This is a genomic window from Croceicoccus ponticola (genome assembly GCF_004004515.1).
Classification (GTDB): Bacteria; Pseudomonadota; Alphaproteobacteria; order Sphingomonadales; family Sphingomonadaceae; genus Croceicoccus; species Croceicoccus ponticola.
Window position 1 is genome coordinate 203,979 of the sequence record NZ_RXOL01000001.1, and the last position, 16,687, is coordinate 220,665.

At 63.0% G+C, this 16,687-nt stretch carries 17 protein-coding genes and 1 pseudogene; 15 read left to right on the plus strand and 3 right to left on the minus strand.

Features of this window, described 5'->3' with window-relative positions; translation table 11 throughout:
• Positions 1-43: 43 nt before the first annotated feature.
• A pseudogene (locus tag EKN06_RS16150) lies at positions 44-499 on the plus strand (OmpA family protein); the annotation flags it as partial.
• 125 nt (positions 500-624) lie between these two features.
• Positions 625-2,769, plus strand: a complete 2,145-nt coding sequence (locus EKN06_RS00995) for a tetratricopeptide repeat-containing sulfotransferase family protein (protein ID WP_127611021.1) — start codon at positions 625-627, stop codon at positions 2,767-2,769.
• 730 nt (positions 2,770-3,499) lie between these two features.
• Here the strand turns inward: EKN06_RS00995 and EKN06_RS01000 are convergent.
• Positions 3,500-4,111 (minus strand): hypothetical protein, encoded by a 612-nt coding sequence (locus EKN06_RS01000; protein ID WP_240654546.1) that lies wholly within the window; start codon positions 4,109-4,111, stop codon positions 3,500-3,502.
• A gap of 94 nt (positions 4,112-4,205) precedes the next feature.
• Here EKN06_RS01000 and EKN06_RS01005 point away from each other — a divergent pair, with 94 nt between their 5' ends.
• The 8 genes from EKN06_RS01005 (at position 4,206) to EKN06_RS01040 (ending at position 10,043) form a co-directional block, all read left to right on the plus strand.
• Positions 4,206-5,009, plus strand: coding sequence for a TlyA family RNA methyltransferase (locus EKN06_RS01005; RefSeq protein WP_127611022.1), 804 nt, complete (start codon positions 4,206-4,208; stop codon positions 5,007-5,009).
• Positions 5,010-5,045: 36 nt separating this feature from the next.
• Entirely contained in the window at positions 5,046-5,549 is a 504-nt protein-coding gene (locus tag EKN06_RS01010) for a TspO/MBR family protein (RefSeq protein ID WP_127611023.1), read from the plus strand.
• Positions 5,550-5,575: 26 nt separating this feature from the next.
• Positions 5,576-5,869 carry an accessory factor UbiK family protein gene (locus EKN06_RS01015; RefSeq protein WP_127611024.1) on the plus strand — a complete coding sequence of 98 codons (294 nt, stop codon included), beginning with the start codon at positions 5,576-5,578 and terminating at the stop codon, positions 5,867-5,869.
• A 136-nt stretch (positions 5,870-6,005) separates the two neighbouring features.
• Complete coding sequence (recO, locus tag EKN06_RS01020) at positions 6,006-6,632, plus strand: DNA repair protein RecO (RefSeq protein WP_127611025.1); 627 nt, start codon at positions 6,006-6,008, stop codon at positions 6,630-6,632.
• A gap of 3 nt (positions 6,633-6,635) precedes the next feature.
• Entirely contained in the window at positions 6,636-7,691 is a 1,056-nt protein-coding gene (leuB, locus tag EKN06_RS01025) for a 3-isopropylmalate dehydrogenase (RefSeq protein ID WP_127611026.1), read from the plus strand.
• Positions 7,692-7,958: 267 nt separating this feature from the next.
• Positions 7,959-8,303, plus strand: coding sequence for a hypothetical protein (locus EKN06_RS01030; protein WP_127611027.1), 345 nt, complete (start codon positions 7,959-7,961; stop codon positions 8,301-8,303).
• Positions 8,304-8,355: 52 nt separating this feature from the next.
• Complete coding sequence (locus tag EKN06_RS01035) at positions 8,356-9,456, plus strand: glycosyltransferase (RefSeq protein WP_127611028.1); 1,101 nt, start codon at positions 8,356-8,358, stop codon at positions 9,454-9,456.
• A gap of 89 nt (positions 9,457-9,545) precedes the next feature.
• Positions 9,546-10,043: a PilZ domain-containing protein gene (locus EKN06_RS01040; protein ID WP_127611029.1), complete on the plus strand. Its 498-nt coding sequence runs from the start codon at positions 9,546-9,548 to the stop codon at positions 10,041-10,043.
• Here EKN06_RS01040 and EKN06_RS01045 read toward each other — a convergent pair.
• On the minus strand, positions 10,040-11,377 hold the full coding sequence (locus tag EKN06_RS01045) for a phospholipid carrier-dependent glycosyltransferase (protein WP_127611030.1): 1,338 nt from the start codon (positions 11,375-11,377) through the stop codon (positions 10,040-10,042). The two genes, EKN06_RS01040 and EKN06_RS01045, sit on opposite strands and share 4 nt — an antisense overlap.
• Positions 11,378-11,451: 74 nt before the next feature.
• Between EKN06_RS01045 and EKN06_RS01050 the strand changes: the two genes are divergently transcribed.
• The 5 genes from EKN06_RS01050 to EKN06_RS01070 all read left to right on the plus strand — a co-directional run bounded on the left by EKN06_RS01050 (position 11,452) and on the right by EKN06_RS01070 (position 16,036).
• Positions 11,452-12,660, plus strand: coding sequence for a trans-sulfuration enzyme family protein (locus EKN06_RS01050; protein ID WP_127611031.1), 1,209 nt, complete (start codon positions 11,452-11,454; stop codon positions 12,658-12,660).
• Positions 12,661-12,696: 36 nt separating this feature from the next.
• The gene (locus EKN06_RS01055; RefSeq protein ID WP_127611032.1) at positions 12,697-14,124 is read left to right on the plus strand and encodes a PAS domain S-box protein; all 1,428 of its coding nucleotides are present in this window, start codon (positions 12,697-12,699) and stop codon (positions 14,122-14,124) included.
• Between the two features lie 116 nt (positions 14,125-14,240).
• Positions 14,241-14,639, plus strand: coding sequence for a Co2+/Mg2+ efflux protein ApaG (gene apaG, locus EKN06_RS01060; RefSeq protein ID WP_127611921.1), 399 nt, complete (start codon positions 14,241-14,243; stop codon positions 14,637-14,639).
• Between the two features lie 60 nt (positions 14,640-14,699).
• Positions 14,700-15,491 (plus strand): LysR family transcriptional regulator, encoded by a 792-nt coding sequence (locus EKN06_RS01065; protein WP_127611033.1) that lies wholly within the window; start codon positions 14,700-14,702, stop codon positions 15,489-15,491.
• Entirely contained in the window at positions 15,488-16,036 is a 549-nt protein-coding gene (locus EKN06_RS01070; RefSeq protein ID WP_164843888.1) for a GNAT family N-acetyltransferase, read from the plus strand. Before EKN06_RS01065 ends, EKN06_RS01070 begins: the two co-directional genes overlap by 4 nt.
• Here the strand turns inward: EKN06_RS01070 and tmpT are convergent.
• Positions 16,033-16,674 (minus strand): thiopurine S-methyltransferase, encoded by a 642-nt coding sequence (gene tmpT, locus EKN06_RS01075; protein ID WP_127611035.1) that lies wholly within the window; start codon positions 16,672-16,674, stop codon positions 16,033-16,035. The genes EKN06_RS01070 and tmpT overlap by 4 nt on opposite strands.
• Between the last annotated feature and the right edge of the window lie 13 nt (positions 16,675-16,687).

The following is a 16,687-nucleotide window of genomic DNA, read 5'->3' on the forward strand; positions in this document are numbered from 1 at the left end:
ACGCTTCAACAGCGACGTTACGGATAACGCGTTCTACGGCAGCCTGACCTATACCTTCGGTCAAGCCGCTCCGCCGCCTCCGCCGCCCCCGCCCCCGCCGCCCCCGCCGCCCCCTCCGCCGCCCCCGCCGCCGCCGCCGGCAGCGGTCTGCAACACGGGCCCCTACATCGTGTTCTTCGATTGGGATTCGGCTGAGATCACGTCGGAAGCGGCTTCGATCCTCGACAGCGCGGTTGCAGCCTATGCGGATTGCGAAAGCGTTCCGATCATGCTGGCAGGCTATACCGACCGTTCGGGTAGCGAGCAGTACAACCTGGGTCTCGCGGCACGCCGCAACGACTCGACCCGTGCGTACCTGACCGCTCGTGCAATCCCCGACTCGGCGATCACGAGCCAGGCCTTCGGCGAAGCGAACCCCAGGGTTCCGACTGCCGACGGTGTCCGCGAACTGCAGAACCGCCGCGTGGAAATCACGTACGGTCCGGGTTCGGGCATGTAAGCAACACGCTAGTCAAACAGCGTAAGAACACAGAAAAAGGGGGGATTTTCCCCCCTTTTTTTGCGATACCGTTCAGGCCCGAGATTCATTGAGGAGCGTTCCGTCTCGGACGGAGCGAATGGAACATGACTGCGAACAGCAATACGCTCGTCACCGACGAAATGATCGACAAGGTTCAGAAGGGCTCGCTTCGGATGACCGAAGCCAAGGCCATAGCCATGGCCGGCGAACTCTATTCGCGCGGCAAGTACAGTCAGGCGGAAAAAGTCTGCCGCCAGATCATCAATCACAAGGCGTCGGTATCCGATGCGCATAACATCCTGGGCGTATCTTTGAACGCACAGGGCAAAGCCGACGAAGCAGTCAAATCCATTGGCCGGGCGATCAAGCTCTCTCCAAAGGTTGCGAGCTATCACGCCAATCTCGGCGAAATTCAGCGTTTGGCGGGCGATCTTTATGCCGCGCAGAGCACCCTCGAAAAGGCGGTCGAGCTCGATCTTGGCAATGCGCAGGCCGCCAATAATCTCGGCATCGTCTATTTCGAGCAGAAGGATTTCGAAAAGGCGGTCGACTGTTACCGCCGAGCGCTGGCCATCAAGCCGGCCTTTCCCGAAGCGTACAATAACCTCGGCAATTCACTGCGTATGACCGGTGATCTCGACGCGGCGGATGCTGCGTACCAGTCTGCGCTCACATTGCGCGAAACATATCCCGAGGCGTACAATAACCTAGGCACTTTGCTCCGCGAAAAGGGCGAACCGGAACAGGCGCAGCATGCGCTGAAAAAGGCGATCCAGCAGAACCCGCGCTATGTCGATGCCTACAATAATCTTGCCGCTCTTCTTCACGGCGAAAAGCAGGATGTCGAGGCGCTGCGCCAGTTGGCCGAAGTACTGCGTTTCGCGCCGACCAATCCCAAGAGCCTGCTGCTGACCGCGCGGATACAATTGCGGCGCGCAAACTATGCCGCCGTCGAACAGGCTTGCCGGCTGGCGCTCAAGGAAGATCCCGAAAACGACGAGGCGCTGACCGTGCTCGGCGAGCTGATGCACGAGCTCGACAGGTATGATGCGGCGCTCAAGCTTCTGGAAAAAGCGTTGAAAATCAATCCGACCAACGCGGAGGCGCGCAATTTCTATGGCGTGACGCTGAAGTCGGTCGGTCGCCTCGACGAAGCGAAGGAACAGATCCTCAAGGGCTTGGCCGAAAACGAGGCGATGTATGGCGCCTATGCCAATCTCAACGATCTCGTCGATTATGCGAACGAGCCGGAGCTTTTCGCGCGTATCGAGGCGCTGATGGAAGCCAGCGACGATCCCGAAGCCGATCGCATGCTGCCGATGCACTACGCTTACGGCAAGGCTCTGGACGATCGTGGACAGCATGAAAAGGCGCTGGAACACTATGTTATCGGCGGCAAGCTGAAGCGCAATCTGCTGAACTACGTCGAAGAAAATACGTTCAAGTTCTTCGAAGACATCAAGCAGAAATTCACGGCCGATATTTTCGTGAACCGACCATTCGCAGGGATGGATACGACGCGTCCGGTGTTCATCCTTGGCATGCCACGTTCGGGTTCGACCCTTTGCGAACAGATCATTTCGGCCCATCCCGATGTCCACGGCGCGGGTGAAGTGAAATATCTGGCAAGATCGATGCAGAGCCTGCGCGATCGTTTTCCGACGCTTCAGGCATATCCCGAAATGGTGTCGGGGATGAGTGAGCAGCAATTCCGCATTCTCGGCGATCAATACATGAAGTCGATCGTCGAAGCTGCGGGCGAGGCGCCGCGAATCACGGACAAGCTGCTGACAAACTTCTTTTTTGTCGGCCTCATCAATCTGGTGTTCCCGAATGCGAAGATCATCAACACGCTGCGCAATCCGGTCGATACATGCCTTTCGGCGTTCACCAAGCTGTTCAAGGACGACATGCCGCACAGCTATGACCTCAGCGAACTGGGCCGTTATTATCGCCAGTACGAAGCGTTGATGGCGCACTGGCGCGATGTGCTGCCCGAAGGCGTGATGATGACGGTGAACTACGAAGATACCGTCGCCGACACGGAAAAGACGGCCCGCGAATTGATCGAATTCATCGGTCTGCCGTGGGACGAGGCCTGCCTCGAATTCCACAAGTCGGCCCGCCCGGTAAAAACGGCAAGCGTCGCGCAGATCCGCAAGCCGATCTACAATTCGGCGGTCGAACGCTGGCGCAAATATGGCAACGGCATGCAGCCGCTGCTCGACGCGCTCGAATTCAAAGGCTGACGCCGCCAGTCTTTCGCCCTGCCTCTCGCAGACCTTGCGTCGCTGCTGCCCTTCGGGGTGAGCGGCGGCGGAAGGTTCTGGAAAGGTCGTTCAGGAACTGCGGGACGTTTTAGTCGGACCAACTCACGCTGGTCATGGCGGTCAGGGTCCGAGGCAATCCGCGGTGCGTGTTTGCCCGCGCAGAAAAATGAGAAAGCCCGCAAGCGCCGTAATGCCTGCGGGCTTTCGCATGGTCAGCGGCCGGAAGTGCCGCCCTTATACGAAGCCTTTATCGCCTCACGCCCTGAAGGGCGGTGATTTATCGATAATGCCTCGTGGTGGACTTCACCGACCTCTCTGCTGAACCATGAGACATCGGATCACCTCCTTTCGCGCCGGGGCCAAGATTTCCCGCGACCGCAAGCCCCCTTGAAAGCCTCGCGTGCGGCAGGGCGGGGGTCGGTTCAGGCCTGCGATATCTGCCGTTCGATCGGCTATCGGGCCACCGCTCCGTCCTTGAATGGAAGATGCTTTTTTTGTGCCCCGACGACAAGTCTTGCGTTGAAGTTTTTCGCTGTCATACTCGTCGACTTGGCAACGAACCTGCGCTCCACAAACCGCTGATTTACTGCGGTTCGCTAGTCATTTTCACGCTTCCCGTTCTGCGACATTCCGCCACATCCGGACAGCCTGTGGAGCGTTTTTTCGTGCGACTCCAAGGCTATCCACAGTTGCCTTCAGCGACGGGCGATCAGCGGCAATCTTCGACTACCCGGGCGATTTCAGACCAGCTCGGCAAATAGAGCGTTTCACTGCCCGCAACCTGTATCGCGATGCGCCCGCGGCTGAAGATCATGGCGTCGAGGATCGGGTCGTATGGCGCAAGCGTCGCCACGACCTGCGGCATTGGCCCGCCCGCTGCGGTGACGGGAACTGTCTTTACAGCCTCCGTCGTGGTGATCGTCATCGACGTTGCCGCAGCCTGACCGACAAAGGGGCGCCACAACTTGATCTGACGGTTCGTCCGTTCGCAGGCGACGGTAAAGCGTGCGTCCGAGCGCGCGGGACCGAACAGCGCGCGGGTAGCGTTGGCGTCCGCGACATAATGCCAGTCGCCCGGCGTCAGCGGTTGATCCATCCAGCCTGTCGGTGCCGGAACGACCGGAGGCGGAGAGGGCGCCGGGGCCGGAATCGGTACGGGGGCCGGTGCCGGTTCGGGTGTCGGGGCGACACAACCGGCGAGCCCCAGGCCGGTGGCGGCAATCATGCCCCCTGCCAGAAGCCAACATTTTCGCATTGCGGCGCGGGCCTTTTCGGCACGCAGGGTGAGGGGAAGGGCGGTTCGATCGTCGCTTGGCGTCATGCGCGCGTTATGCGAAGGGCAGGGCAATAGCTCAAGTCCCATCCGTTCAACCGGTTATCGTTTTCGTCCACTGACCGTCAAAGCACCCGATTTCATGGCCAATCCGAAAAAGCCCAAGCCCGAAAAGCCCGAACGGCCCGAAAATCCCGACCGGCCCAAGTCGGCAAAGCAGCGCGTCGACCAGTTGCTGGTGAGCCGGGGGCTGGCCGAAAGCCGTGCGCGGGGGCAGGCGCTGATCATGGCGGGACTGGTGTTTTCGGGCGAGACGAAAATTGCCAAGCCCGGACAGCAACTGGCCGAGGATGCCCCGTTGGACGTTCGCGGGCGCGATCATCCGTGGGTCAGCCGTGGCGGCATCAAGCTGGCGCATGCGATCGCGCAGTTCGGGCTGGACCCCACCGGCGCGGTCGCAATGGATATCGGCAGTTCGACTGGCGGTTTCACCGATGTCCTGCTGCAGGGCGGAGCCAGCCATGTCTTTGCCGTCGATTCCGGCACCAATCAGCTGGCGTGGAAACTGCGGCAGGACCCGCGCGTCACCGTGCTGGAACAGACCAGCGCGCGAATTCTGACCCGCGAGCATATAACGCAAGCCTCCAACTGGGTCGTTTGCGACGCCAGCTTCATCGGTCTGGCCAAAGTGCTGGAGGTGCCGCTGTCGTTGGCGGCGGATCGGGCGACGCTGGTCGCGCTGATAAAACCGCAGTTCGAAGTTGGGCGCGGCGAAGTGGGCAAGGGCGGCGTGGTGCGCGATCCAGAACTGCATCAAAGGGTCTGTGACGAGGTGCGCGACTGGCTTGTGGCATCGGGATGGACAGTGCGCGGGCTGACGCAAAGCCCGATCACCGGGCCCGAAGGCAATATTGAGTTCCTCGTCTGGGCCGATCGCGGTCGTTAGGCGGGAACCGACGGTTCCCTTCTGCGTTCTGTCAAGATGACAGAGATCGCAAGTGCGTCGGATCGTTCCGGCTCCGTCCTTCGGTGGGCGTTCATCACGGTTCCCATCGTCGTCATCATCGGGCTTGCTTCGGGATGGGCATCGGGGTCCGGCGGTGACGGGGTCTGGTTCGCCAACTTGGTCAAGCCGGGCATTTATCCGCCTGCGTACCTCTTCGGCATCGTCTGGACGATCCTTTACATACTGATGGGCTTTGCCCTCGCATTCGTCCTTGCCGCGCCCGCCAATCCATTCAAGCGTTTCGCGCTGATCGTCTTTGCCGTGCAACTGATCGTGAACGCGCTGTGGTCACCGATCTTTTTCGGCGCGCATCTAATCGGCTTTGCGTTTTTCTGGATTCTGATGCTGATCGTGCTGGTCATGGCGACGATGGCCTATTTTGCGCGGATCAGCCGCACCGCGATGTTGCTGATGGTCCCATATCTTGCGTGGATCTGTTTCGCGGCAGTATTGAACCTGCGTTTCTGGCAGTTGAACTGAACCGCGAACAGGACCATCTAGTCACCATGCAAAGCGACAATCCCCGTATTTCGGACCTCACCCGCATGTTCACTGCCGCTGCCGGCACTTTCGCCGGAATGGCGCAGGAAACGGCCGAAGGCGCTCGCGAACGATTTAAGGAAGCGATGGTCGGGCTGGACTTCGTAAGCCGCGAAGAGTTCGAGGCGGTGAAGGAAATGGCCGCCAAGGCACGCGAAGAAAACGAAAAGCTCGCCGCTCGCATCGCCCTGCTCGAATCCGACGTGGAACCGGCCGCAGCCAAAAAGGCTGCTGCCAGGAAGTCTCCGCCCGCCGCCTGACTTGCTTGCAGCGGCGCAAAGCCCTGCATCGACCGAAAGCCGTGCACTCCAAAGGGCAGGAGTTTAGCCGGCTAACTTTCTTTCGCGTTCGATACTGGTCATTGCCAGCAACCCTGAGCCGCGCCACATCCCTGTCATGGAAATCCGCGCCCCCGCCATCGTCTGCGCCAGCCGTCCGCATGGCGAGACGGCGGCCATCGTGCGGGTCTTGACGCGCGATTACGGCATGCTGGCAGGCTATGTCGCAGGTGGGCGGGGCAGGCAGCTGCGGCCAGTGCTTATCCCCGGCAACGTGGTAGAGGCGGACTTGCGCGCACGATCGGCCAGCCAGTTGCCTTTCCTCAAGCTGGAACTGGTGCAGAGCCGCGGGCCCTGGTTGACCGAGCCTTTGCCCGCCAGCGCGATCGGATGGGCGACGACCCTGACGGCATCGGTCCTGCCCGAACACAATCCCTATCCCCCGCTTCACGATGCGCTGGGCGCGCTGCTCGACGCCATCTGCCATGCGCCGTCCGCCCGGGGTTGGGCTCTGGCGATGGCGAAGTACGAAACGCTGATGCTGCGCGATCTTGGCTATGGCGGCGATGAACCTCTGCCAGCGGCGGACGCATGGCCGGAAATCATGGCAGCGCTGGACCTTTCGGGCAGGCAATTATCCCACCGCCTGCTTGCGGATCGGCGCACGAATGTTATGGGCGCGCGTGAAATCATGATGCAGCGGTTGTCCCGGATCGGCGGCGCTGCGGACACGAATGAGGGATAGTTCATGAAGATCGCGGTTTTCGCAGGCGACGGCATCGGCCCCGAAGTGACGGCACAGGCGCTGCGCGTGCTCGACGCCCTGCCGATCAAGGTATCGCTGATCGAAGGCGATGTCGGCGGCGTTGCGTACAAGCGGCACGGCCTTCCGCTCCCGGCCGAAACGCTGGTCGCCGCGCGCGAGGCGGATGCCATCCTGTTCGGCGCGGTCGGCGATTTCGACTGCGATCATCTTGAACGCCACCTTCGGCCAGAACAGGCGATCCTGGGCCTGCGCAGCGAGTTGGGCCTGTTCGCCAACTTGCGCCCGGCCAAGGTGTTTCCGGGGATGGAGGGCCATTCCGCGCTTAAGCCCGAGATCGCAGGCGCAATTGACTTGCTGATCGTGCGCGAACTCAACGGCGACGTCTATTTCGGCGAAAAGGGCACGCGCACCACGGCGCAAGGCCTTCGCGAAGGATATGACATCATGTCCTATGACGAAGGCGAAGTGCGCCGCATCGCGATCGCCGGGTTCGAAGCGGCCCGCAAGCGGCGCGGCAAGCTGTGCAGCGTGGACAAGGCCAACGTGCTCGAAACCAGCCAGCTTTGGCGCGACGTGGTGATCGAAACCCACGCCGACTATGCCGATGTGGAATTGAGCCACATGTATGTCGACAATGCCGCGATGCAGCTGGTGAAATCGCCCGGCCAGTTCGACGTGGTCGTCACCGGCAACCTGTTCGGCGACATCCTGTCGGATCAGGCGTCGATGTGCGTCGGCTCCATCGGCCTGTTGGCCAGTGCCTCGCTGGGCGAGCGCAAGACCGCATACGGCACCTTTGGCCTGTACGAACCGATCCACGGTTCCGCGCCCGATATCGCCGGCAAGGGCATCGCCAACCCGATGGCCACGATCCTCAGCCTTGCCGAACTGCTGCGCCATTCGCTGGGCGAAGAGCAACAGGCCGCGCGGATCGAAGCCGCCGTGGCAGCCGCGCTGGCCGATGGCGTGCTGGGCGGCGATCTTGGCGGGACCGCGAATTGTTCAGAGATTGGTGACGCGGTGCTCACAAGGCTGTAGACAGCCCGAATCCGAAACAGGCTGGGGGGCCGCGTTCACATGGAAGGGCATTCGCCGGACGGTCCGGCCCAGGCGATGGATTTTCGGGACCCCGCGGGCCCGCTGGGGTCAGAATACGTGCATGGACAAGCTTCGCGCACAGGATCTTCAGGCGGGGAATCTTCGCACAGGGAACCTTCTTACCATCAGTCGGTCGATCCGCTGGCGGATGCAAGGGGTGGCCCGGCGCGGGCCAAACGGCCGTGCTGCGTTCGCGCATTCGAAGCGATGCACGTGCTCGCCTTGCCCACCGGGCTGCTGATTTCGCCCAAGGGCATGGCGATCGAAGCCTTGCCGTGGTTGTGCGCCATGCTGCTGGGCGCGCTGGCGGTCACGCGGTTGCGGCTGGCGCTGGTCTGGTTGCTGCTGACGGCGATCTGCATCGGATTCGTGATCTTCATCCCCATCGGCATCGCGTCGCAATCCTATCGCATGGTCGACAATCCCGGATCGTGGGTGCGCGTCGCCTATGTCATGATCATCACGGGATTTTCGCTGTTCTTCCTGTGGCGTCGCGAAACCATGATCTGGATGCGCGAAAGCGGCGGCAAGCTGTCGATGGCGGTTTTCTGACGCTTTTCATGCGGGCGCGAAACGGGCATTACCGCCTGAACCTGGGGCCAAGATGCTGAAACTCGCGATTATCCTGCCCACGCTGAACGAGCGTGCGAACCTTGCACCGCTTGTCGAAAGGCTGGCCGCTGCGCTGGACGGGCCGTTGGGCGCGAACGGGTGGGAGGCGATTTTCGTCGACGACAATTCCAAGGACGGCACCGCCGAGGAAGGCCGCCGCCTGTCGCAAGCCGATCATCGCATCCGCGTGATCCAGCGCATCGGCCGCCGCGGCCTTGCGAGCGCCGCGATCGAAGGCATGCTGGCGACCGCCGCGCCTTACGTGGCGGTGATGGACGCCGACCATCAGCATGATCCGGCCTTGCTGCCGCAAATGCTGACCGCGTTGCAATCGGGCGAAGCGGACGTCTGCGTCGCCAGCCGTTTCGCGCCCGGCGCCAGCATGGAAGAATGGGGACGGCCCGACCGCGAAAAACAGTCGGAACTGGCCAACAGCCTTGCCCGCAAGCTGACCGGCGTCACGCTGACCGATCCGATGAGCGGTTATTTCATGATGCCCGCCGACACGATGCGCGGGGTGGCGCCCAACCTGTCGGGGATCGGGTTCAAGATCCTGCTCGATATCCTGTCCACCGTGCCGGAACCGTTGCGGGTGAAGGAATTTCCCCTGTCCTTTGCCGCGCGCGCATCCGGAGAATCCAAGTTGGACCAGGCGATTGCCTTCGAATTCCTAGTGGGGCTTTACGACAAGACGCTGGGCCGCGTGATCCCGACCCGCTTCGCGCTGTTCGGCACGATCGGTGCGCTTGGCGTCGTCGTGCATCTTGCGGTGCTGTGGGCGCTGTTCCGGGGGGCGGGGCTGCCATTTCTGTATGGTCAGATCGGCGCGGTGATCGCGGCGTTGACCTTCAACTTCATACTCAACAACGAACTGACATATGCCGACAAGCGCCTGCATGGTCTGCGCCCACTGATCGTCGGCTGGTGCAAGTTCGCGCTGACTTGCTCCATCGGCGCGTTTGCCAATGTCGGCGTGGCAGAAGCGCTGGTGACGCGCGGCGTGCACTGGGTGCTGGCGGCGGTGGCGGGGATCGTGATCGGGTCGGTCTGGAACTATGCGCTGTCCAGCCGCTTCGTCTGGGGCAGGTTCTAGGCGGCTTTTATCCAGCCGCGCTGACGGTCGTTTAGCGCATCTTAACCACTCTGCGCTCCAATAGCCGCCGAAAGGGGCCGGTTGCTGGCATGATCGTCGCGCGGATCAGGGCAAGATCGCAGGAAGCAGAGCGTCGCTGGAAAGTGCGCCGCGACGTCAGTATCGCCACGTCGGCTCGCCAGACCTCAAATCTCAGGGCGGAGGACGGCTATTCCGCCTTGATCCGCAACTTGTCCGAAAACGGCATGCTGATCGAAACCCACGCCCCGCTGGGCCCGCGGGACGCGTTCGAAATCGCATTACCCGACCATGGCGAGTGCGTCGCCGAAGTCGTCTGGGTCAAGGGCGAACTCAAGGGTTGCCGCTTTTTCACGCCCATTCCGCAGGCCGTGGTCAGTGCCGCCGTCCTGCGATCCCCGGCAGAAGGGGCGGCGCAGGATATCTACGACGAATTGCGCCATGTCCGCATGGCCCTCGACCATGAAGAGCAGCGGCACATGCCGTCCGCGCTTTCGATCCCGGGGCTCGTGCTGCTGCTGGTCTTCGAAGTGCTCGTCGTCGCGATGCTGATCGCAGGTTCCGCCTAACGCCAGCTTTCGAGCCAGGCATAATCGGCGAAACTGATCTTGCTAGGCAGCGGCATGGTCGTCAGGATCGGGTAGAAATAGGCAAACAGCAGCCCATTGGCGATCAGGAACGCAATCGCCCATCCGCGCCCGATCCGGCGAAACGGTCGCCGCCAGACCGCGGCGTCGAGCGCCAACGCCAGCGCGATCGCGATGAATTGCGCGCAGATCAGGTAATGGTAATAGAACTGCACCGGTTTCGGCGCGACGATCCACATCGCCAGTGAGGCGATCCATGCGCCCGTCACCGCAAGACAATCCATCCGCCCCTTTGCCAGTCCCAGCCAGCCACAGGCGATCAGCGCCGCCAACCCGCTCCACATCTGCAGCGGATTGCCCAGGAACAGCATCCCGCGCCAGACGCCCTCGTACTCTTCGTAGAAATACCAGATCGGCCGCCGGTCGATGACCCAATCCCACCAGTTCGACATATAGCCGTGGGTCTTGATCACGCTTTCCTGCAATTCCAGCATGTAGCGTTGCCATTCGATCGGCCCGGTAAAGCGCGCGGGCGGATCGGCGAGCAGGGCGATGGTCTGGAAACTGGCGAAATAGACGGCGAGCGGTAGTAGCGCGAGCCAGCCGAACGTTTCGAAGATCGACATCGACCCCAGCGGCCGGCGACCGTTCCCGTAACGCGCCCGCAAATTGCCCGCAAAGATGCACAGGCCGGCAAAGGCGATCACCGGGGCCGCGTTCCATTTCACCGCGAACGACATCCCGAACAGCACGCCCGCCAGCATAGTGCGCAATCGCACGTGTCGCCGCGTCGCGACCGCCGCGACCAACGACCAGCAGCCCAGCATCAGCAAAGCCAGCATCGCTGTATCCAACATCGCGATCCGCGCCTGAACAAGCAGCAGGAAATTGGTCGCCGCCAGCACGCCCGCCGTCAGCGCGGCAAAGCGCGAGCGGGTGGCCAGCCACGTCATCCGCATCATCGCCAGCAGCGTCAGGCAAGCGAACAGCGCCGATCCCGCGCGCCAGCCGAACGGATTGTCGCCGAACACGATCATCGACACGGCGATCAGCTGCTTGCCCAGCACCGGATGTTCGGGATTCAGCAACCCGGTCCCGTCGATCCACAGCCGGGCGGCGGGCAGGTAGTGCACTTCGTCGAAAATGGGGATCGCAACCGCGTCGATGCCAAACAACGCCAACGCCGCGAACGCCAGCACGATCAGCGCCATCCATGCCAGCGGGTCCGATTGGCCGGAATCGCGTGCGACCGTGACCGGGCGGGAAGCCTTTTCGGGCAGGGCGCCCAGGTCGGATTTCGCGGATCGCATCGGCATGAGCGGGTACTGCGTCACGACCTTGCGCGCAATCGCGATTGCACGGCGCGGCCCTGCGCGCTAACCGCTGCGCCATGAAGCGCACCACCGGACAAGACCGCACCATCACCCGCAACTGGCGTCCCGCGACGCAGGCCATCCGTGCCGGCACGTGGCGTTCGGAAATGGGTGAGACGAGCGAGGCCATTTTCGCGACATCGGGCTACAGCTACGAAGACGCGGCCACGCCCGCCGCGCGCTTTGCGGGCGAGCTGGACGGCATGACCTATTCGCGGCTGCAGAACCCCACCGTGCAGATGTTGGAAGAACGCATCGCGGTGATGGAAGGGGCGGAGGCTTGCCGTACGCAGGCCAGCGGCATGGCGGCGATGACCGCGGCGCTCCTGTGCCAGCTTTCGGCGGGCGACCACATCGTTTCGGCCCGCGCCGCGTTCGGATCGTGCCGCTGGCTGGTCGACAGCCTGCTGCCGCGCTTCGGGATCGAAGGGACGGTCATCGATTCGACCGATAACGACGCGTGGGAAGCCGCGATCCGGCCCAATACCAAGGTGTTCTTCTTCGAAACCCCGGCGAACCCGACGCTCGATATCGTTGATCTCGCCCACGTCTGCGGCGTTGCCCGCGCGCATGGCATCACGACCGTCGTCGATAACGCATTCTGCACCCCGATCATGCAGCGCCCGATGGATTTCGGCGCGGACGTCGTTGCCTATTCCGCGACGAAGCTGATGGACGGGCAGGGGCGCGTGCTCGCCGGCGCGGTCTGTGGGACAGAGGAATTCATCAACGACAAGCTGCTCCCGTTTCAGCGTAACACCGGGCCGAACCTGTCGCCGTTCAACGCATGGGTCGTGCTGAAGGGGATGGAGACGCTGGCCCTGCGCGCGCGGCAGCAGTGCGACAATGCGCTGAAGGTCGGGCGCTTCCTCGAAGGGCGGGTGCCGACGATCCTGCACCCCGGCCTCGAAAGCCATCCGCGCCATGCGCTGGCCATGCAGCAGATGACGATGCCCGGTTGCATTTTTTCGGTCGTGCTGGATGGCGGTCGGGAACAGGCGCACGGCCTGCTCGACGCGCTGCAACTCATCGACATTTCCAACAACATAGGCGACTCGCGTTCGCTGATGTGTCATCCTGCCAGCACGACCCACCATTCGGTCGGCCCGGACGCCCGGGCCGAAATGGGAGTGTCCGAAGGGATGTTACGCCTCAATGTCGGGCTCGAAGATGCAGACGACCTTATCGAGGATCTGGCACAGGCCCTCGACGCGGTCGGCCTGTGACGGCCTGTTTCGCGATGACGGGGTCCTGATCCCGGGATGAAGGAAGTTTCGGACAGTCCCGGCAAGACGCCGGTCAGCGCCACACCATCCGGCGCCCCGCCATCCAGCGCCGCGGGAATGCCGGCTCTTTCTTCCGAAGCCTTGTTGGCGGCAGTCGTTGAAAATTCGGACGATGCCATCATTGCCAAGACGCTCGATAGCGTGGTGATGAGCTGGAACAAGGGAGCGGAACGCCTGTTCGGGTGGACCGCGGACGAAATGATCGGCCAATCGATCCGTCGCCTTATCCCCGATGAACGCCAGGCCGAAGAGGACGCGATCCTGCTTCAGATCCTGGACGGGAAAAGGGTCTCGGCGCTTCACACCGTCCGCTTGCGCAAGACGGGCGCGCCGGTTCGCGTTTCGGTGACCGTATCGCCGGTGCGGGACGAGAGCGGCACGATCATCGGGGCCAGCAAGATCGCCCGCGACGTCGGTGCGCTGGAAACCGCGCGCCAGCAACTTGCCGAAAGCGAAAAGCGCTTCAAGATGTTGGCCGACAACATTTCGCAGCTGGCGTGGATCGCGGACAAGGAAGGCTGGAAATTCTGGTACAACCAGCGCTGGTTCGATTACACCGGCACGACGCTCGATGAAATGAAGGGCTGGGGCTGGGAAAAGGTGCACCATCCCGATCACGTCGACCGGGTTGTGAAGCGCTTGAAGCACAGCTGGGACACCGGCGAAATCTGGGAAGATACCTTTCCCCTGCGTGGCCGTGACGGCCAGTTTCGCTGGTTCCTGTCGCGCGCGTCCCCGATCCGCGACGAAGCCGGCGAAATCGCCTGCTGGTTCGGCACCAACACCGATATCAACGATCAGCGTGCGCAGGCAGAATCGATCGAGACCCTGTTGAACGAGGTCAATCACCGGTCGAAAAACATGCTGACGCTGATCCAGTCGCTGGCGCGCAGGTCTGCACCGGGCAACGACGAATTCCTGAAACGGTTCGTCCGGCGGCTGGACGCGCTGGCCGCCAATCAGGATCTGTTGGTGCGCCGCGCGTGGACCAGCATATCCTTGCGTGAACTGATCGCGGCACAACTGTCCTTCGCGCTCGACATTGCCGAAAGCAAGCTTGCCTACGACGGTCCGGAAATCGAGATCAGCGCCCGCGCGGCCGAAACGCTGGGCATGGCGCTGCACGAACTGGCGACCAACGCGCTGAAATATGGCGCCCTGTCGAACGTCAAGGGACACGTCAGGGTAAGCTGGGACAATAGCGACGGGATGTTCACGATCAGGTGGCAGGAATTTGGCGGCCCGCCCGTCAGCGAACCGGCGCGCGTCGGCTTCGGAACCTCGGTCATCTGCGATATCCCGCGCGCCGCGCTCGATGCCGAAAGCGAGCTGGAATTTGCCAGCATGGGCGCAAGTTGGCACCTGACTTGCGCCTCGCAAAGCGTGGTATCGGGCATCGTCTAGGGTTTGCGGTCGGGAAAATCGGCCGAGGTGAGAATCCGGGCGATAATCCACCGCGACGGGGCACGTCGGGTTTGAAAGGCGCGGCAATCGCGGTTAGGTTCTACGACGTGATGATGATTGACCAGTTCTTCGACCATGTCGCCATGACCGCCGGGATTACCGTGCGCGTGGCTGCGAGCTTCCTGCCCGAACAGTCGCATATTCCGGCGGGCCGCTGGTTCTGGGCCTATCACATCAGGATCGAAAACCGGTCGGACCAGACGGTTCAGCTGGTCACGCGGCACTGGCGGATCACCGACGCCAACGGGCTCGTCAGCCTTGTCGACGGCGAAGGCGTGGTTGGTGAACAACCGCGCCTCGATCCGGGGCAAAGCCACGATTACGTATCGGGCTGCCCGCTTGAAACCTCGTACGGATCGATGGAAGGCTATTACGGGTTCGTCCGCGACGACGGCACCAAATTCGAAGCCGCGATCCCCTTCTTCCCGCTGGCAGCGCCCGCAACCGCGCGCTGACGCGCCGGACTGCGGTCTAGCATTGCCCAATCGCATGACGCGGCCTAAACCCCGCCCGCGATGAAACGTACGCATCTTCCCCTCAACGGCCTGCGCGTGCTCGATGCGGCGGCGCGGCATCTTTCGTTCACCCGCGCGGCGGACGAACTTGCCGTCACGCCCGCCGCGGTCGGGCAGCAGATCCGCGCGCTCGAAGACTTGCTGGGCGTGGTTCTGTTCCGTCGCACGCCAAAAGGGCTGGAACTGACGGACGAGGCGGGGGCGGGGCTCGATTCGCTGCGCGAAGGTTTCCTCAGGTTCGAGGAATCGGTGCAGGCGATGCAGGCGGGTCAGCTGTCGCACATCTTCACATTTGCCGCGCCACGCGACTTTTTCGGCGCATGGTTCGCGCGGCGGCTCGCCGATTTCCGCGTCGCCAACCCCGACACGCGCTTCCACATGGCGGGCGGCGCGACCGCCGATTTTACCGAGGCGAACCTCGACTTCGCGGTGCGGCTGGCCGACGGTCCGGGCGATCTTGAAGGCGTGCCGTTGCGCCCCGCGCGACAGGTCGTCGTGGCCGCGCCCGGTGCGCAGGACGCGTGGATCGCATGGCCCGGCGGCCCCGCGCCCGATGGCATGGAAGCGACGATGCACGTCGGCGCGACCGGTCAGGCGCTTGCGGCGGTGCAGGGCGGGTTGGGCCGCACGACGCTGCCGCTCCAACTGGTCGAGGACGCGCTGGAAAGCGGGGAGCTTCAGGCGCTCGGCCCGGTGGAAGACAGCCGTTTCGGTTACTGGCTCGTCGCGCCGCGCCCGCAATGGCGACAGAAAAAGGTGAAGGCGCTGATCGCGTTCCTTCAGGACCAGTGAGCGGGCTGCGCCCCACGAACGGCGTAATCGCGACAACCGACAGGCTGGTCCTGCGCACGCTGCGCGTCGACGATATCCCGGCGCTGTTCAAGGGCTTCGGCGATCCCGGCGTGATGACATGGTGGAGCCGCGAGGCTTTCGCCGATGAAGCGGAACTGGCCGCCTATCTCGTGCCTGTCGATGCGACCGAAAGCCTGGTCTGCGTCGCGGCCGATCCTGCAACCGACGAAGCGATGCTCTATTGCACCGCCATGCCGCGCGCCCGCGGGCAGGTCGAACTCGGCTATCTCTGCCTGTCGCAATGGCAGGGCCGGGGCTTGGTGGCAGAGGCGCTGACGGCGCTGATCGACCATGTTTTCGCAAGCGGCGACATTCGCCGCATCTATGCCGATACCGATCCCGACAACGATGCGTCGAACTGCCTGCTCGAACGGCTCGGCTTCACGCTCGAAGGGTGCTTGCGCGAAAACTGGTTCACGCACATCGGCGCGCGGGATTCGAAGATCTGGGGCCTGCTCGCCCGAGAATGGCGAGCCAACGATTAAGCGCCGGGACGTAGCAGCCACGCGGCCTCGGTCGCCGGGACCTTGCCTTTCAAGCCACCTTCGACATCGCGCTGCTCCAGCAATTCCGCCGCATAGTCCTGCCCGAACAACCGCCGCACTTCGCCTTCGCCGGTCGCAAACGGCGGGCCGTCGGCCAGCGTCTGGTCGTAATCGAACGTGATCAGCAACCGTGGCGCATCGGGCGCAAGCTCGCGCAGCTTTGCCGCATAGCGATCGCGCATCCCGCCGGGCAATGCGACGAGCGAGGCGCGGTCGTAAACCGCATCTACCCGCCCCAGCGTTTCGCCATCCAGCGCAAAGAAGTCCCCGGCAAAGACCGTCAGCCCATCGGCTTCGTAGCGGGTGAGGCCGTCCATCCGTTCGATCTTCGGCACCTTGCCGATTTCCGCGAACAGTTGTCCCACCGCGATCACTGACAGTTCGACGCCCACGACGCGGAAACCCTGTTCGACCAGCCACGGCAGATCCCGCGCCTTGCCGCACAGGGGCACGAATATCCGCGCGCCCGGGGTCAGGCCCAGCCGGTGGAGGTGGCGGACGAGCAGGTCGTTGGCGCGCCCTTCGTGAAAGCCGATCTCGTTCGCCTGCCAGCGCGATTGCCAGAATTCGGGGTCCATCACGGCCGCCGCG

Excerpts from the sequence above, each read along its gene's own strand:
- EKN06_RS00995 (WP_127611021.1), top strand. The coding sequence starts at position 625 with ATGACTGCGAACAGCAATACGCTCGTCACCGACGAAATGATCGACAAG.
- EKN06_RS01000 (WP_240654546.1), bottom strand. The coding sequence starts at position 4,111 with ATGACGCCAAGCGACGATCGAACCGCCCTTCCCCTCACCCTGCGTGCC.
- EKN06_RS01005 (WP_127611022.1), top strand. The coding sequence starts at position 4,206 with ATGGCCAATCCGAAAAAGCCCAAGCCCGAAAAGCCCGAACGGCCCGAA.
- EKN06_RS01010 (WP_127611023.1), top strand. The coding sequence starts at position 5,046 with ATGACAGAGATCGCAAGTGCGTCGGATCGTTCCGGCTCCGTCCTTCGG.
- EKN06_RS01015 (WP_127611024.1), top strand. The coding sequence starts at position 5,576 with ATGCAAAGCGACAATCCCCGTATTTCGGACCTCACCCGCATGTTCACT.
- recO (WP_127611025.1), top strand. The coding sequence starts at position 6,006 with ATGGAAATCCGCGCCCCCGCCATCGTCTGCGCCAGCCGTCCGCATGGC.
- leuB (WP_127611026.1), top strand. The coding sequence starts at position 6,636 with ATGAAGATCGCGGTTTTCGCAGGCGACGGCATCGGCCCCGAAGTGACG.
- EKN06_RS01030 (WP_127611027.1), top strand. The coding sequence starts at position 7,959 with ATGCACGTGCTCGCCTTGCCCACCGGGCTGCTGATTTCGCCCAAGGGC.
- EKN06_RS01035 (WP_127611028.1), top strand. The coding sequence starts at position 8,356 with ATGCTGAAACTCGCGATTATCCTGCCCACGCTGAACGAGCGTGCGAAC.
- EKN06_RS01040 (WP_127611029.1), top strand. The coding sequence starts at position 9,546 with ATGATCGTCGCGCGGATCAGGGCAAGATCGCAGGAAGCAGAGCGTCGC.
- EKN06_RS01045 (WP_127611030.1), bottom strand. The coding sequence starts at position 11,377 with ATGCCGATGCGATCCGCGAAATCCGACCTGGGCGCCCTGCCCGAAAAG.
- EKN06_RS01050 (WP_127611031.1), top strand. The coding sequence starts at position 11,452 with ATGAAGCGCACCACCGGACAAGACCGCACCATCACCCGCAACTGGCGT.
- EKN06_RS01055 (WP_127611032.1), top strand. The coding sequence starts at position 12,697 with ATGAAGGAAGTTTCGGACAGTCCCGGCAAGACGCCGGTCAGCGCCACA.
- EKN06_RS01065 (WP_127611033.1), top strand. The coding sequence starts at position 14,700 with ATGAAACGTACGCATCTTCCCCTCAACGGCCTGCGCGTGCTCGATGCG.
- tmpT (WP_127611035.1), bottom strand. The coding sequence starts at position 16,674 with ATGGACCCCGAATTCTGGCAATCGCGCTGGCAGGCGAACGAGATCGGC.